General features: G+C 65.9%; 8 protein-coding genes and 2 pseudogenes. 6 read left to right on the top strand and 4 right to left on the bottom strand.

The genetic code is table 11. From position 1 onward, the window contains the following. Nucleotides 1-58: 58 nt before the first annotated feature. On the bottom strand, nucleotides 59-586 hold the full coding sequence (locus C725_RS07265) for a hypothetical protein (RefSeq protein ID WP_008601484.1): 528 nt from the start codon (nucleotides 584-586) through the stop codon (nucleotides 59-61). A gap of 252 nt (nucleotides 587-838) precedes the next feature. On the opposite strand from C725_RS07265, the pseudogene C725_RS16935 reads away from it, so the two are divergent. Beyond that, a pseudogene (locus C725_RS16935) lies at nucleotides 839-996 on the top strand (IS5/IS1182 family transposase); the annotation flags it as partial. A 354-nt stretch (nucleotides 997-1,350) separates the two neighbouring features. Here C725_RS16935 and C725_RS07260 read toward each other — a convergent pair. From C725_RS07260 to C725_RS15320, 3 genes and pseudogenes are all read right to left on the bottom strand, one after another. Then, a pseudogene (locus C725_RS07260) lies at nucleotides 1,351-2,380 on the bottom strand (IS110 family RNA-guided transposase). A 371-nt stretch (nucleotides 2,381-2,751) separates the two neighbouring features. Then, a complete protein-coding gene (locus C725_RS07255) occupies nucleotides 2,752-3,879 on the bottom strand; it encodes a hypothetical protein (RefSeq protein ID WP_149864593.1) in 1,128 nt (375 codons plus the stop codon). 108 nt (nucleotides 3,880-3,987) lie between these two features. Next, nucleotides 3,988-4,533, bottom strand: coding sequence for a DUF6367 family protein (locus tag C725_RS15320; protein WP_051051262.1), 546 nt, complete (start codon nucleotides 4,531-4,533; stop codon nucleotides 3,988-3,990). Nucleotides 4,534-5,159: 626 nt separating this feature from the next. Here C725_RS15320 and C725_RS07245 point away from each other — a divergent pair. Genes C725_RS07245 through C725_RS07225 form a run of 5 tightly spaced genes read left to right on the top strand, consistent with a single transcriptional unit; the run spans nucleotide 5,160 to nucleotide 16,608 of the window. Next, complete coding sequence (locus tag C725_RS07245; RefSeq protein WP_008601475.1) at nucleotides 5,160-6,764, top strand: N-6 DNA methylase; 1,605 nt, start codon at nucleotides 5,160-5,162, stop codon at nucleotides 6,762-6,764. Then, nucleotides 6,764-9,514, top strand: a complete 2,751-nt coding sequence (locus C725_RS07240) for a hypothetical protein (protein ID WP_008601473.1) — start codon at nucleotides 6,764-6,766, stop codon at nucleotides 9,512-9,514. Before C725_RS07245 ends, C725_RS07240 begins: the two co-directional genes overlap by 1 nt. After that, the gene (locus C725_RS07235) at nucleotides 9,511-13,851 is read left to right on the top strand and encodes a helicase-related protein (RefSeq protein WP_008601472.1); all 4,341 of its coding nucleotides are present in this window, start codon (nucleotides 9,511-9,513) and stop codon (nucleotides 13,849-13,851) included. The genes C725_RS07240 and C725_RS07235 overlap by 4 nt, the downstream gene beginning before the upstream one ends. Continuing rightward, nucleotides 13,844-16,063, top strand: coding sequence for a hypothetical protein (locus tag C725_RS07230; protein ID WP_008601470.1), 2,220 nt, complete (start codon nucleotides 13,844-13,846; stop codon nucleotides 16,061-16,063). Before C725_RS07235 ends, C725_RS07230 begins: the two co-directional genes overlap by 8 nt. Next, nucleotides 16,063-16,608 carry a phospholipase D-like domain-containing protein gene (locus tag C725_RS07225; RefSeq protein ID WP_038282259.1) on the top strand — a complete coding sequence of 182 codons (546 nt, stop codon included), beginning with the start codon at nucleotides 16,063-16,065 and terminating at the stop codon, nucleotides 16,606-16,608. Before C725_RS07230 ends, C725_RS07225 begins: the two co-directional genes overlap by 1 nt. Nucleotides 16,609-17,446: the final 838 nt, after the last annotated feature.

Genomic DNA, 17,446 nt, shown 5'->3' with positions numbered 1-17,446 from the left:
TCGTGCTCAGCCACCGGCCAAGCACCGTTCATTTCTGGGGACAGCTGCGCTCGCGCCGTCAGCGCACGGCCTGCGGCCGCTCGGTTAGAAACATTGTCTCGGCTCGGGCGAGTCCGCGCTCGAGGTCGCGCGCGTTCGAGAAGGGCGCGTCAGCCGGTTCGATCCGGCAGCGGCGCAGCGCGTAACTAGCGCCGTCCGGTTCCGTACCGTCTGGGTCGGGTACGAGGAACAAATCCCCGGTTTCGCTTGCCCAGAGACGCAGCTCTGCGTGCGTATATTCTCTCCCGCGCACGCATCGAATGAGAACGCAGTAGAGCGTGGGCCGGCCATCGGTCCGCCTGCCGCATTCCACCATCAGCGCAGTGCAGCGCACCGAACGGATACCTGCCAGGACGTTGGAAAGGCATTCGTTCACCGACGAGATCAGGATGAGGTCCGCGGAGGGCTCATAAAGATAGTTGCGCAGCGGCGGCGGCAGCAGCTCGGGACGTGCGATCGGTTTCCAGCCTAAATGTTCGGCTAGGCGCTGTGCGCAAGCTTCGATGCGCGCCGGTTCGGCGCGGTCTGCGGGTGTTGGATACTTCATGCAAAAGAGCCTCTGTAAGAGGCGCCGAGGTCCGGCCGCTGGCCCCGGCGCAGGGTAAATTTTCGTCTTTCGACGTTCAGCCACCCTTCTTTCTCTTCAGATCTTTGGGCGCGCCCAGGCGCGCAACTTCACCCACCCTTTGGCAGAGCCTCGGCAATCAGCTTCAGGATTACGATGCTAGCCGCGTCCGCGCGGCTGCGTAGGATCATCACCGAGCCGTGTCCTTTGTCACGGCGCCAGCAGAAGTAGGGCGAAACGCTCTTCCCTCACCTAAACCACCTTCTCAAGCTGGATCTCTGGCGGCTGCGCGTCCCAAAGGAGCGAAAGATGAGTTCCACCTCGCCGCGACTGTACAAAACTGCCGGAAAATGGCGAAGCTTGCGCCGTTTCGGAGACTCGCACTAGCCTGATGGGAAACGGAAGCCAGGTCGCCTGTAAGCTGCGTTTCTCATCGATCGTCGCTGAGGTCGACTTCTTCGGCAGAACTTGCGCCGGGTGTGGACGTCCCTCCGTTGGCAAGGGGTATTTGAAGTTCTGCATTCCGCTGGTCGAGGCGGCCATGTGTCTGGCCTTTCGATGCGGCTGTGTCATGCGCCGCTGGCCATGATGCCTTTCGCGTGAACCGGTTTCCGACCTAAAGCTCGCGCTCGAAGCGCCACGTCCCAAAATGGGTTTTCCCGATCCGGCGGTTTCAAACGGCTTTGTGCATCAACTCCTCTTTGCCCTTTCCAACCTCGTCGACGCGGCCCCTCCGCGTCTCAACTCTACGCCGCCATCGGCATCAGCTCGCGATAGCGTTCTCCGCTGGTCATCAGCGCCCAGACCATGCGAGCATTCTTGTTCGCCAGCGCCACCGCGGCAACCTTAGCCGGGCGGCGCGCGAGCAGCTGAACCAGCCAAGGCCTCTTCGTGCCGTGGCGCTCCGCGTAGCGGATCACCGCCATCGCGCCGACGACGAGCATCTGCCGGAGGTAGCGGTTGCCGGCACGCGTGATGCTGCCAAGCCGTTGCTTCCCGCCCGACGAGTTCTGCTTGGGCACTAGCCCGATCCAGGCGGCTAGGTCACGACCGGTCCTGAACACAAAAGGGTCAGCGACCGAGGCGACGAACGCGCTCGCCAGCAGCGGCCCGACGCCACAAATATCCATCAGCCTGCGGCCAAGCTCAGTTCGACGCGCGCTGCCGAGCACGCGGCGGTCGTTCTCGAGGATTTGGCGCTTCACGACTTCGAGCTGCGCTGCCAGCATCTTCAGGCAAAGGCGCGCATCCGCCGGAACGCGATCGTCTTCGGCATCGGCGACAACCTCGAGCAAACTCTCGACGCCGAGCCGACCGACGGGAGCAACCACCCCGAACTCCGAAATGTACGCGCGGATCGCGTTCGAGATCTGTGTGCGCTGCCGGTTCAACATCAGCCGCACACGGTGCAACATCATCAGGCTCTGCTGCTCCCGGGCTCTTCACCGCGACGAAACGCAACGTCGGTCGCGTCACCGCCTCGCAGATCGCTCCCGCATCGGCAGCATCTTTCTTGCCCCGTTTGACATACGGCTTCACGTACTGCGCCGGCATAAGCTTCACGTCGTGACCAAGCGCGGTCAACTCACGAGCCCAGTAGTGCGAGTTGTTGCAGGCTTCGATGCCAATCAGGCAACGCGGCAGCTTCGCGAAGAAGGGCAGCATCCGCGCTCGCGTCAGCCGACGGCGCACCAAAACCTCGCCATCCGCTCCAACCCCGTGCACCTGGAACACCGACTTCGCAATATCCAGACCGATCGTAACGACGTCGCCCATCTCGACTCTCCTTCCAGCTCAACCCCGCGATATTACCGCAGGAGGGGTGGAGAGCCGTCCACAGCATCAGTTGCTGACAGACAGCTTTCAGCAGATCGAAAGAGCGAAGCTGACGTTGAGAGGCAGCTCATCGGTGGCCGCTAACGACCAATCCCGGTCGTTCGCGTTCACTCCGGAACACGTTTGGTCCCGACAATAGCTGACGTTCGCGCACCTGGCCCTCGATCACTCCCTTCCGATGAACATCAGCGTTCCCGCCATACGCGGGATGACCCATAATCGGTCATCCAAGCTGGCTTCGACGCATCCTGAAACCGGACGCTCATTCAGGTTTTAATCGAGCGGATCCGCATCTCCGTTCTTTCGGATCGTCAATGCCGTAGGAGGCGGGCCTCGAAAGTCCGCCCCGAATGCAGGTCGCGATTCTTATTGGCCTGCCAGAATTCGAAGAGATCTAGTCCAACGTTCAACGGCTCGATGTGAGCAACGCCGAATGCACTTGCCTCTCGCATCGACTCGACCAGACCGTCCAACCCGGAGGCGTCGCCCTCGACGACGTAGCTGAACCGCTTGAGCCCTGGAGGCGGTACCCCGACCTCGTCGCTGGTGATCGTGCCCGCGACGCTCGGTTTTACAGCCACACGCACGATCTCCTGTCCAACCACCTCGTAGTAGGCCTGTTCGGCTCGCGTCAGCGGATGAAACAAGAGGTGCGGCGGAGCAATGATCTTGAGCGGCACTACGAAGCGGATAGCGGAACCACGCGCGTCAACGCTGCCCTTGTAGACCGGCAGGGCGACGGCAGCCTCGCGATATCGGTCGGAGGTCGTCTGAAATCCGATCGTTGCGAAAGAGCTCATCGCCACACGCCGCAGGTCCGCTTCGTCCTCGATTGTCGACAGCGTCGTGAAGTAGAGGTGCGAAACGTTTGCCAGTTCTGCGGTGCCGGCCAGGTTCCAAGTGCTCGACCACAGCTCGCCACTGGAATGGATTAGGGCGGCGTTCGCCGCGGTCGTGTGGTGATAGACGGTGAAACCGAAATCTCCGTCGGCCAGCGTGACGCAATCACCCGCGACTTGGTCAGAAAGCCTAATGGCCAGCGGAGAGCGGTAGGTGCAACGGTAGAGTTGGGCGCCGTCGTCGTAGACGCGCACCCGGTCGTCAGAGCGGAACGTGACCGCCACGCGCGTAGCTGCGGCCGCACGAGGCGCGGCGACATCAATATACAGCGTCGCCACGTGGTGCTTGGGTCCGAACGGCGAATTGGTGGATGGCACTTCGAAGACGAGCTCACGCGGGCCGAAGAAGCTAGGAAGGAAGAAGCGGGTGCCTCCGAAGCCAATCAGAGCGTCCGGTAGCAGGTACGACCGGCCACGGGCGTGGCAAAGACGCAATTTAATCAGCCCTTCGTGCAGGCCGCCCCACGATGTGCTCGGGGCCGGCGCCGGCGACGTACGGATAGGCGCACCCGCCAGACGGGCGACTTCCACGCCGCTCACGGCCGCGGCCCGTCGCCGGCGGCCCGAGAAGCTGGATCGAACTCACTCCTATGCACCTGGATCAGGCGAAAAGCGCGCTCTCGCCCGCAAGCCGTCAGGCTGTTGGCTTCAACGCGGCAGTCCGAGTTCCACGTCGTCGTCGAGCGCCGTCCGCTTCCCGCCGGCACCTCCCAGCGACGAGACTACGCGCATCTTGAGCGGCGCGTCGGCGTGGTCCGAACTCCCGACCAGCCCCTCAAGTAGGGTCACGATCCGGCCGGCGCGGGCAGGCTCCACCCACTCAAGGATGGTTTCCGGCGGCAACCCGAGCGCCATGTGCGCGACGTCTTGGTAATCGCCACGAGCGCCGAGCTTGTCATTGAAAGAATGCCGGTCATGCCGGCCGCCCTCGTCGTCCCACGACACCTGCTTCGACTTGGTCGACGTGTGCTTTGCAGCGGCGACATGGACATGCCTTTTCTGCATCATCTGCGGTCTAGCGGGGTCGATGCGGTACTTGAGGCCGCTAACACGAGAGTCCCGCCACCCAGCGCCTTCATCTAGCGGCAACCCTACCGCTCGCAGAAGCTCATCGTCGATCTCGAGCATGAGGTAAGGAAAGCGGGTGCCGAGATCGTCTACCTCTGCAAAGCCAAGCAATTCATTCAGCGTCATCACTGTAGATATTCCGTTCGCTCCGGCTCGACCTCGGATCTGACCACCGAACCACAGCAGTCAGTTGTACCATTTATCGAGCACGGGTCAGAGCCTTCCTATATGCTTTGTTCAAGACCTCTGAACAAGCGGCTGGGGACGACGGGCGCTGGTCGGAACCTGCCGCGAGCCGGATGACCCATATCCCGACATCAAGGGCGGCCTGCTGTCGAAGGGCTACAGCTGGAGCGATTTCGAGATCGTGGGCCTGCCGGCCGCGCTGAGCACCGACCACGCGAGCACAAGCGTCGCGTATGTCTTGTAGTGCTGACTGGTTGCCAATATCGGCAATCGCCGAAACGCCGCTCAAGACAGGCGGCGGGCTACTCCGCGATATTCCACACGGGAGCCGGAGCTTGCGCAGCATGCGCTAAATCGGCTTGCAGGCCTAAAAGGCGAAGCTCTTCTCCCTCGGGACCAAGAACTCAAGAGCGGCGTCGCTGCACCCGGGTTCGAACTCGGAAAGAAATCATTGCGGTCGCAGTGAATCCAAATACGATAAGAAACTGGCCCCGAACGGTTTTGCGGGTAGAAAACGCCGTCCTATAACTGCTGGGCGCAGTGGGATCGGCGCAGGGGGATGCGGGATGGAAGCGAGGGGGACGAAGGCAGCGCTGCTCGCGCACGCGCGCACAACCGCCCGCTCGCTCGCCAAACGGGCAACCACGCCCCAGGCCCGCGCCGACATCTGCCTCGACCTCCTCGCTGACATCGGCGACCCCGGCCTGGACGTCTTCCGCTGCGCGTTGCAGGCGCTCCCGGTGGACGAGCGCCACTACTGGGTCGGGACGCTCTACACGCTTCTGCTGCCCACCAAGATCCGTCGGTCGCAGGCCACCTACTTCACGCCTCCGACCGTGGCCGACGCCGTGGTGGATCTCGCGATCGAGGCTGGCTTCGACATCGAGAACGACACCGTGCTCGATCCGGCGGCCGGGGGCGCGGCGTTCCTCTCGACCCTCGCTGGCCGCATGGCCATCGCCGGCCTCAACCCCAAGGAGGTGGCATATCGCCTCAACGGCATCGAGATCGACACGGGACTCGCCACGCTTTCCGGACGCCTGATCGCGGAGCGCTTGGGCTCGCCGCTCCACCGAGAGGTGATCATCACCGGTGACGCGCTGCGGGTCACGATACCCGCGTCCTACGGTCTCGTGATCGCCAATCCGCCCTACGGTCGCGTCGGCCTCGACGACGTGCGCGGCAGGGCATGGCGCAAGGTCGCGCACAGCGGACACGTCAACAAATACGCGCTCTTCGCGGAACTGTGCTTCCGGCACGCCCGGCCCGGCGGGATCGTCGCGCTGGTGATCCCGTCCAGCTTTCGGGCGGGTCCGCTATACGACCGCATGCGCGCGTTCATCCGCTCCCAGGCGGAAGTGCTCGCCGTCGGCTCGATCCCCGGGCGCGACGGCGTCTTCATCGACGTGGCGCAGGACATCAGTGTGCTGATCGCCCGCAAGGGGAAGGCCCACGCCGCAGCCGCCGCCGTCAGCTTCCCCGTCGTCGGGGCGATGCCCTCGGCCGTGGCGGCAATCCGGCAGGCTCTGCCGGCGGAGCCGTGGGACGCATGGCCGTTGCCCGCCATCGACCCGACGCTCGTCGGCGGCTCGACCCTGGCCGACTACGGCGTGACGGCGCGCGCCGGCTACTTCGTGTGGAACCGGGAGAAGGACCGGCTCGTCGCCAAGCTGCGCGGGCGCCAGCGCGGATATCCGCTCATCTGGGCCAAGAACGTGCGGCCCGGCACTGCATGCATGCCGCGCGGAAAGAAGAACGCCGGCACCGACTTCGTCACCTTCCCCGATGACAGCGCGGCGATCGTGACCGGCACCGCCGCCGTCATGCAGCGTACGACCAACGACAAGCAGCCCCGGCGGCTTATCGCCGCGATGGTCGATCCGTCGGTTGTGTCGAAGTGGGGCGGCTTCGTCACCGAGAACCACACCATCGTGCTGACCGGCACGGACACCGAGAAGCTGGAGCTGGCGGTCAAGCTGCTGAATACCGCCGCGGTCGACCAACGCTACCGCAGGGTATCGGGCACCGCCGCGGTATCGGTGACGCTGCTACGGCAGCTCGATCTGCCGCCACCCACGGCTTTCGCCACCGCCCTCGAGGATGCCGACGGCGATACCGAGGCCGCGGCCAGCGCCGCATACCGGCATGCGCCAGAGACGGTCGACGCCTGATGGCGCGCAACCGACCATTTAAGGAGCCGCCTGGCACGGGGCTCGACGACCGCGCCGAGCAGCGCCGGGCCACACTCGACAAGCGCCAGGCGCTCCTGTCGAAGATGGCGAAGGAAAGGGCCGAGCGCTCGCAAGCGGCCGGTCTGGTGCCGCGTGCCCCGGCCGCACCCGAACGCAACCCACGGGACGTTGAGCGCTACATGGCGGCGCTCGCGGCGCAACCGTTCCACCGGCTCGGGTTGAGCGAGGTGGCCGCCGTCACGCCAGCCTATCAGCGTATCGTCCGCTCCGCCGCAGAGGTCGCATCGGACGGCTCGGTTCAGGTGGTGATGCCGTGGCCGCCGGTCCGCATCTCGCCGTCCGCGATCGCGGCGCTGCTAACCATCGCGGCGGTCGGCAGCGCCGAGCAGGAGAGGGTGACGTCGCAGGGCGCAACCGAGATGGTGCGGCGCCGGTCCGACGAGGTCCGTGCGGTGGTCTTCCCCTACGCCCGCAGCACCCACGCGCAGGCGCGTCAGGTGCATGTGGGCCGCCACAAGTTTGGCGCGGTCAACTTCGAGCACGTCAAGCGATACATGAACGGCGGCGGCGACGCGGCGAAAGACTTTCACCAGGTGCTCGGCCGTGTCCGCAACCTGACCGGACGCGCGTCGGACGGCCGCGACTACGCCGAATTCGAGCATCCGATCCTGGACGAGATCGTCCCGCACGCGACGCCGCGAGGCGAACGGGCGTCCAACAGCTTTCTGCTCTGGCGGACGCGCTCGAAGACCGACATCGCCAAGCAGAGCCGCTCGAACGAGGCGGACGACCGGGACAAGGCGGACTTCTTCCTCTACACTCTCCGCGCCGGCGAGCGGATCGGTGTGGACCTCCGCGCCATCAAGCGGAGCCCCGACCTCCTCATCCTCGACCTGACAAGGAACGCCCGCAACAGGCTCGGGTGGAACTGGGTAGAGAAGGCGTCCGAGATGGTAGCCTGCCTGCGCGAGGTGCATCCGGCCACCGGCGTCCTCGCGATCGCCGACGATCCATGGACCTACCGGACCGCGCGCTTCGACATCCTCGGCACGCGCCGACCTGGCAAGAACGGCAAGCAGATCCCGGCGCCAGGGCACGTGACCTATTCCCAGACGCCGGACATCGTGCAGCCCGTCTCCATCTCGCCATCGCCGTTCGAGGGCGGCGCCCGCATCGAGGCCGGCGGCTTCTTCGGCGACACGGCGCACGGGATAGAGGCAGTCCGCCACCTGGCGAACAGCCTGTCGGACAGAGGCGATCCCAATGGAGCGGAGACCGCCCGGAACCTGATGGCCACCATCCGTCGCACTGCCTCGCTGCCCGGCTCCCTCGCGGAACTGGCCCGCTTCATGGAGCGGGAGGCCTCGGCCGCGGCGGCGAGCGACCTGCTATCGGTCTATCGGGCGGCCGCGGACATCGGCACGCTCGCCGATCCCCGCAGCCTCGCCAGCCAGGTCGACGCCGACGGCGGGACGCTCGGCAAGGCGCGGGACATCATGCGGACCTTCAACGCGGCGACCCCGATGACGACGCTGCTCGAGTCCGTCGTGAAGCCGGCGGTGCGGTCGAGCTCGAAATCGGTGTTCGTCTTCCGATCTGACCTGGTCGCCGAGTTCGCTGCAGACCGGTTGAGCGGCACCGAGCCCAAGCTCGCGGCGCGCATTGAGTCTGAGTTCGTCCGGTTCGGCGGGGAGCGTGTCCTTAAGGCGGTCGCCGACCTGCCGCAGGGCGCCAGGAACCAGTTCAAGCGCGTGGTCATCGTCGCGCCCACACGGACCGCCATCCTCACCACGCTCAGCCAGCCATGGCTGCCCGAACAGGTGGCAGTGCTCGCGGACGCCGACACGCTGGCGTTCGCCGCCCGAGATGCCGAGCGGCTGGCGAATGAGATCGGAATTGCGCCGCTGGCCGTCCGGCTCCGCAACTTCGCGTCGAAGGCGAAGGCCAGGGTTGAGGAGATCGGGCGCCACGTCGTCCGGTTCGAGATGCCCACCGACGACATTGAATTCCCGAACGGCACCGTGGTCGACCTGAGCGGCGGCGGTCGGGGCGAACGCAAACTCGTCGAGATCGAGCTAAAGAACAAGCAGCGGATAATCGCACGCCGCAGCACCGAGATCGTGCTGCGCGACGACGGCGCCGCCACCACCTCGTTCGTCGAGCGTCCGGCCTCGGCAGTGAAGCCGGGCGACGAGGTCTGCGTGATCGGCCACAGCTTCGTCGAGCGGGCACGCACGCTGGTGAACATCCAGGCCACCGCCTCAGAGGAGATCCGCGACTACCACGAGCTGGTGGCCGAACGATTCGCGGCAATCCCTGAACCGTCGATCCAGGCGAAGCTGCGGACACTTGTCGCGCGAATGGGGGACCAGTCGGTCACGACGGAACGTGCGCGCTACTGGATCGACCTGGCCAATGAACTCGAAAAGCCCCTGCACGACGTGGTCCCACACGCGCCGAGCGATCGAGAGACGTTCATGCGCTTCACCAAGGCCCTCGAGATCGGCGAGGGCATGGCGAGCAACTTCTGGCGGTGGGCGGTAGTCGCCCAGCGGTCGCACCGCTTGCGCTACGGCAACGTGTTCCATGATGCGTTCCGGGGCATCCTCACCGACCCCCACGCTACGATGGCCAGCAACCGAGACCGCACCGATCAGATCCGACTGCTGCGGTCCATGGCAGAGGAGCACGTGGCCGTCGTCGATAGTGTCCGGAGCTTCAAGGGATGATCAAGGGTAAGTCGAACAGCGAGCTCTCCAAGATCGACGTCGAGTTGAAGGAGGCGGTATGCGACGCACTGGTGAACGCGCTGGTCAAACGCGTCGCCGGCGGCGACGAGCACGGGCGGAACCTGCTCGGCAGCTCGCCAAGGCGGGGCATCTTCGCAGGGCAGCTCCTGCCCCGGTTCGACACGTCGGGCCAAGCCGACGAGACGACCGACATCAGGGTCGCCGCCGTCGGCGTGGATCTAATGTCCGTCGCCGGTTCCGGAGCCACGATGCGCATCACGCCCCGCTTCTCCGTCTACGTCAGGGTCGTCCCGGACTGGGCGGACCTGATCGCTGGCGGTGGCGAGCTGGACTTCGACTTCCGGTTGCGGGCGAACATCCAGCAGCAGATCGACGACGCGATCCGGACCGAGCGCATGCCGGCCCTGCAAGGCGCCGGCGTCGACAAGCCCGACTGGAAGGGCATGGACGAGGCGAAGCGTTCGAAGGTGCGCGCAACCCGCGCGCAGATACTGGCCGAGGTCAGGCGGAAGGCCTACGCCGCACACGGCATCAAGCTACTCACCGAGGACGCGGATCCGGACGATACGCCGCAGCCTCCGGCGGACGTCGCAGACACCGACCAGAACACGCCGGAGGACGCGAAACCGCCACAGCCTCCGATCGCCCGACTGATCCGCGACCGCCGCGAGCTGCCGCTCGGCCTCATCGACCCCGCACCCATTCCGGGGAAGTGGACGCGGCTCGATCTCGAGCTGCCGACACTCGAGTTCGGGTGCGACGCGCCGGACGGCGACCTCGCATCCGCGGTCGAGGCATACAACCGGACGCTCTGCGATGCGGTGGCCTCTCAGCTCGAGGCCTGGGTCGCCGGACCAGGGGCAACGACCGCATGGCGCGACGTGTCCGTGCAGCCTGGCGAGACGCTGACCGAGGAGAAGTGGCGCGCGGCCCTGGTGGCGCTGGCAGCACGTCCCATCGACCGGAACCGCATCTTCCCCGATCTCTCCCGCGTGGTCGTCAAGGTCGAGCGCCAGACAGACTTCCTCGACGCGAGCTCCGTGTCGATGCGCGTCATGCTCGACAATCAGTCGCCCGAGCCGACGCCGGCCGACGCGCGTGGCCGGTGCAACACTGTCTTCGACGCGGGACTTGTAGTCGAAATGCCGACTGCCGCGCATCGGCAACTGCGGCTCGACCGCGTCGAGCCGTCGTATCGCTTCCGCGAGCATCTGGACTATCCCGCCATCGGCCTCAACTGCGGTGTCGAGGCACAAACCCACGGTGCGAGCCTGCGTCTCTGCACCACGTGCGCCCCGCGCTTCGCGCAGCCCCGGATCGTGGCGCGAAACCTCAAACTTCCTTTCCAGTTCGCCGTCCTCAAGGATCCGGCCTTCGACGCGTCCAGGCTCCTCGAGCTTCCCCGCGAATACATGCGGTGGATCGATGGCCAGGAGACGCGGCTTAGGGATACCGTCACCCAAGGTCTCGAACCGGCCGATGCCGCGATCGAGGCCGCGCGTCTGCGTAAGGACATCGCAGCCCAGCGCGCTGAGGCGCGCTACATCGAGCGCGGCGTCGAGCTGCTGGTCGCATCGAAGATGGCCGCCGACGCTCTTGTCGCTGGCGGCGGCGGGGATCGAACGGCGCTCGAGCGGCGTGCGGCGCCGTGGCGGGCGTGGACCATGACGAATGAGGCGTTCGCGTTGCGCGACGCATTCGACCCGGGCCGCGGATGGCGCCTCTTCCAGATGGCGTTCGTGCTGGCGCACGTGCCTGTATTCGCCTCCCGGATGGACGAGTGGCGCGAGGCGCACGATCCGCTGCTGGACGAGGACGGCGTCAGCCTGCTCTACTTTCCCACCGGTGGCGGGAAGTCGGAGGCGTTCTACGGAACGCTGCTGTTCGCGATGTTCCTCGACCGCCTTCGCGGCAAGGACCGCGGCATCACCGCGATGATTCGATACCCGCTCCGGCTGCTAACGCTCCAGCAGGCGCAGCGATTGCTGAAGCTGGTCGTCAGGGCGGAGCTCGTGCGCAAGCGGCACGGTGTCGGCACCTGGCCGTTCGAGATGGGTTTCTGGGTCGGCAGCCAGAACACGCCGAACCACTACGGTGCGTTCAAGTCGGATATACCGCTGACGAGCGACCACGAGCATGCCGACGACAGCGCCCTCGACGGCGAGACCGGCGACGACCAGGAACGCGACCGCGGACGGCGTTACGTCGACGCGCGCGAGGCGTTCGACAAGATCCCGGAATGCCCGGTCTGCGGCGAGGCCACAGGCCTGAGGCGCGACGAGGCCGATGGCCAATTCGGCAAGCGCGCCGCGATACTGTGCTTCAACGACGCCTGCGACTGGAACAAGGCCCACGGCGGTCGCCATCCGCTCCCGTTCCTGCTCACGGATGACGCCGTCTACGCGCGCGCACCATCGATCATGCTCGGCACCGTCGACAAGCTCGCGATGCTCGGACAGAACACCAGCACCATTAGCAAGGTGCTGGGCATGTTCGGCCTCGCGCGGCGCATTGACCATCGCGGCAACCTCGACAACCCGCGCAGCGAGGCCGACCTCAAGCGAGACCCCGCCGCCGACCGCTGCTCGAACGTGTATCCCGCCTACGACACGGGACGACACGTCTTCCACGATCCGTTCCCGTCGCTAATCATCCAGGACGAGGCGCACCTTCTCGAGGAGAGCCTGGGCACCTTCAGCGGCCTCTTCGACACATTGCTCGACACGACGCTCGAGGACATTGCCGACATGGCCGGCGACGCGCTCGGCGTGGCCAGACGCTGGAGCGGCGACGGCTGGGGCGCGGCCCGAATGCCGAAGATCATCGCCGCGACCGCCACTATCTCGGCCCCCGAGCGGCAGCTTGAGACCCTCTATCAGCGCATTCCGTTGCGCTTCCCGTATCCGGGTCCCGACCTCTACCACTCATTCTTCGCGGCCCCCGCGGACCCACCCGCTGGGAACGGTAACCGCGTGGCGCTCGCCGCATCGCTGCCGTTCGCGCAGGCACCGGAGGCCACGGCGCCCTGGATGCGCCTCTACGTCTCGCTCATGACGAACGATGCGACGCACACCGTGACCACCGTCGGCGTGCTCGCCGCCTTCCACGGGATCGTTACCTCGCTCTGGGAAGGCATGCTCGACGAGGTGAGACGTCCGCAGACGATCGCAAAAATCCGTGCGGCGGTCTCTCCAGGCCGCGCTGGCGACTGGCGCCGAGCGGCCATCGACCGTGCCGTCGGGCAGGGCCGCGAGGCCGACATCATGGCGCTGGTCGACCTGCACCGGATCGCCGTCGCATACGTGACCAACAAGAAGGGCGGCGACCAGGTGATCGACGCCCTAAGCGCGGCGGTCGAGCAGGAGCACCGACGCATCGGCCGCGCCCACGCCGCGTTCGACAGCCGGCTGATCTCCGGCGGTATCGACATGAAGGAGATCCAGGCGGTGATGGAGGCCGCCGACCGCTCGTTCGCGGGTGCCGACTACCCCGACGTCGCCGGCACGGTGCGCAACATCGTGGCCACTTCCGCGATCAGCCACGGCGTCGACGTCGACAGGTTCAACAGCATGTTCTTCGCCGGACTGCCTTCCGACATCGCGGAATACATCCAGGCGTCCAGCCGTGTCGGCCGCACGCACGTGGGCTTCGTCATGCTGCTCCCCACTCCGCAGAGCAGGCGCGACCGCTACGTGGTGGAGACCCACGACATCTTCCACCGCTTCCTCGAGCGCATGATCGCGCCTCCCGCCGTGGAGCGCTGGGCGGAGAACGCGATCAAGCGGACCATGGCGTCCTACGTCCAGGCCTGGGCCATGCTGCGCGAGGCGCGCGACTTCATCGCCAAAGAAGACGCCAGCAAGTTCGAGGTCCCGCACATGGACCAGGTCAGCCGCCTCGCGGCGCTGGAGAAGCGCGACCACCTCGGCTTCACCAAGGAGCTGGTCTCGTTCATGCTGCGGGCGAGCGGCTTCGCCGGCAAGGGCCCGTCGCACCTCGGATCGCCGCACTATGAGGAATTCTACCGGGGCCTGATCGACAACCAAGTCGAGCGGTTCGCTCGACACATCTCGAGCCTCGCGACGATCCCAACCCTGCGCGACTACTGGACCGACGTGCCCGTCTTCAAGCCGCCGATGACATCGCTGCGGGACGTGGACGAGGCCGGATACATAGTGGCAGCCATGCGCGACCCGCGGGCACGCGGCAGGTCCGCGGACATCGACCGGCGCGACATCGCGAAGGTAATGAAGGCGATCAGGACCCAGCGCGGCAGCGCCTCGGAACTCGACGCGGACGGGGGCAGCAATGGCTGACAAGGCTGGGAAAGACTGGCGCACCACTCCGGCGCGGCGACCTTCGTCGATCGGCGCGGCGCGAGCCGATCCCGATCCGCTCGAACCGCCGACGATGTCGCGCTCGCGTGTGCAGATCGCGGGCTCCTATGCGCCCGGCGTGCTGATGACGTGGGAAGGAGGCAAGGGGATCTGCCGCTCGGTCCCGCTGCCCAACGAGGCGAAGGACCTCAAGCCGACGACGATAGAGCTGATCTTCGAGAACCTGAACGACGCGGTGACGAACTGGCGCGACCGGGTGATGAAGGTGCTGCCCGACGCGCTGCCGGAACTCGTCCTCGACACCCCGTTCCGTGATTCGAAATCGGGCGAAGCCCGCGTGCAGCGGTCCGACTTCCAGATGACCAGCCCCGACAAAGTCGGATACGTCCCCTATCCACTCCTCTACCGGTGCGGCATTTGCGGCTCCACCCGCGAGTTCGACAGCGTCGCTGACCAGGCAAGGCAGCCGCTGCCGAGGAAGTGCAACGGCCACGAAGCCCGCTGGACGCAGGTTGACGTCGTCTACGCCCATTGGTCCGGCGACATTGAGCCGCTCAGCCCGTTCAACTACAACTTCGACCCGCAGACCGGCTCCGCGCGGCAGATCAGGATGTGCACCTGCGGGTCTTCCAGCTTCAAGCTGCGGAATGCTGCGCCTGTTTTCTCGGAATGGCGATACGTCTGCGAGGGCTGCGGCGAGACCAGGGCGCTGAAGAAGGCGAACCCCGACACGCTCGAACGCCTGCAGATCCAGCAGAACGACGGCGGCCGGCAGTTCCAGTGGATCGAGGTCAACATGCTCCCGGTATCATACCGGGCGAATTCGACCTTCTATGTCCAGCGAACCAGTTTCATCGTGTTCGAGGATAGCGCGGTCGTCGATCTCATGATCCCGAAGCGGCGCGACCGCCTCGTCGCCAGACTAGCGCAGATACACGACATACCGTTCGCCGAGCCATCCGAGGACGAGATCCGCAAGGGCGTCGAGGCCGACCCGGCGCGCGCGGACGAATGGGACGAATACGAGACCTACGTGCGAATGGCGGAGAAGGCGGAGACCTCCGGCCGGGCCGACGCGGCCAAGCGGCACCGCGAGGCGGCGGCCGGCCTCCGGGAAGCGTGGTTCGCCGACGACATCGCGGAACGCGGCCAGCTTGGCAGCCCCGACGTCCTGCAGGCCATCGCAGTGCGTGAGGACTGGACGCGACAATACGACCCGATTCGGCTCACGGTGCAGCACGACGCGTTCGTCCGCGAACACATCGACCAGGCCATGGCGCGGCACGCGGCCGTGGACGTGATGAACCCGGATGTCGCGCTGACCGACGTCGTGAACGACCCGGTTCGGAAGGCGAGATATCAGCAGACTGTCGGGTCTCTGCTCGGCCATCTCGGCATGCAGCGCCTGGTCCTGATCCGCGGACTGCCGATATGCGAATTTAGCTTCGGCTACACCCGCGTCTCCGCGACGCCGATCTACCAGCGGGAGCACAACGGCCAGCGCGTCGACATGCCCGTCCGGCTCAAGGCTTTCGACCAGCTGCCGATCGCCGACAACAAGCGCCCGGTCTACGTCACGCAGCAGCTCAACGAGGCGCTATACTTCCGTTTGGACGAGGCTCGGGTCCTCCGCTGGCTGGAGGCAAACCAGATCGTCGACGCGCCGGCCAACCATGCCGGACGGGCGTATCTCGAGCGCTACGCCGACTTCGGACCCTTTCTCGAGGAGTTCAAGGACCGCGAGGGCCAGGGCGGCTACCCGCGCACGCTGCCCGCCTACGTCTACCTGCTGCTCCACACGCTCTCCCACCAGATGATGCACTCGCTCGCCGACACGTCCGGCGTTGACCGCGACGGGATCGGAGAACACATATTCCCCGCCGACCTCTCCTTCGTGATCTACCGCAAGGGCATGACCCCAGACCTCGGCAACATCTCCGCGATGTGGCGTAACTACGCCGAGGCGTTCCTCAAGCGCGCGCTCGACCCGAGGACGCTGCGCTGCGGATCGGGCAGCCTCTGCGACGCGCGCGGCGGCGCCTGCCCGGCGTGCGTCATGGTATCCGAGGTGAGCTGTATCGCCTCGAACCTGCTGCTGTCGCGCGCGGTTCTCAAGGGCGGCAAGGGACCCGAGTGGGAGCCGCGCACCGCGCCCAACCTCGTCGGCTTCTTCGATCCAAGCATCGCCTGATGCCGCGGGAGGTCCTGGTGTCGCCCAAGGCGACCGCCCGGCTGGTGGTGACGATGCCGCCCGAGCCGAGCCAGCTTGCCAGCGCACTCGCCGCGGACATCGCCAGCGAATACGTGGCGCTCACGCACACCACCGACGCGTTCCAGCACATCGCTGGACTCGCGCGCGAACGCTTCGCCATCATGATCCCCTACATCGACCGCATCGGGGCGGCCTGGGCTGCGGGCCTGTTCGAATCGACCACGGCGACGGAGCGCGTGCTTGTCCTCCGCGATGCGACGCAGCTTCTCGCCTGCGGGGCCGAAGGTAGGCGGGTCGAGGATCGCGCAACTCGGATCATCGATTACGGCGGCGCCGACGGCACTGGCGAGACGTTCCACGCGAAGATCGTCCTTGCCGACGGCGTCGCGGCCTATGTCGGGTCGGCCAACCTGCTGCGGCGATCGAAGGCGACCAATCTCGAGTGCGGGATGCTGATCGAGGGCCCGGCCGTCGCCGCCGTCAAGGTCCTGCTGGACGCCGTAACGTCCTTGGCGAAAGGTTGATGCGCCGCCTGCGGCGAAAACGTTATGGCCGGTCCGACGAAACGCTCCCCTTCAGGGTGCGGCGACCACGCGGCGTTACTAGGCCTCGCAACTCGTCTATGCCGATCGTCGCGTCGACGGTCGCAAGCCTGCCCCTCAACGCGGCACACTAAGCAACACATACATGCAATCGAGCCGCGAACACGCCCCGGCGGCCGCACCGACCAGCGTCGCAGTGCCACGGATGCGGAAGAGGCATCGACTGTGACGGGTCATTGAAGGAAAGTATTAAGCGCGCTGTGATCGGCAGCCGGAGCGCTGCGCCCGATCATGCTCGTAGAATCTCGGCAGGCGATATAGCCCTTTCCCCGCCAAATAAACGAACGGCCGTTTACGCCACCCGCCGGTCCAAAGCGGACGGTCCGCTCACCACCAGAGTTTCGACGTGCCGTTTCGCGACCAAAGATGTGAACGCGGCGCAGACGGTCGTCAATTCGGCATGTTCCGGTCACTGGCCTTGATCAGGGCGAATGGCAGCTACTGTCAAAAACCGCCGTTTAGCGAGCCGCTTCCGAATGACAGCTTCGTCCCATAGGCGGCCATACCACTCGGCCCGCGCGAACGACTGCTTTTAGCGTCGTTCGAGCTTATCCGGTATGGCGGGATGGAGGGCGCGTTGCAGACTGGCAGCTAAGCGCCCCAATGTCGGTCATTCCGGTACAACTCGGTTAGTCCCGAAACCTGCCGTTCGTTTTGCTCGTCCCAACGACGGGCAAGCCGCGCATGCCGTTCCGCAGTCTTACTCGTATTCCTGAGCTTGCGGGTAGCAGGGTCATCGGCGAAGGTCACAACGATATGG

Origin of the sequence: Pacificimonas flava (assembly GCF_000342165.1) — a bacterium.
Taxonomy (GTDB): Bacteria; Pseudomonadota; Alphaproteobacteria; order Sphingomonadales; family Sphingomonadaceae; genus Pacificimonas; species Pacificimonas flava.
The sequence above is the reverse complement of the archived record's forward strand: the minus strand, read 5'-3'. Positions and strand labels throughout refer to the sequence as shown.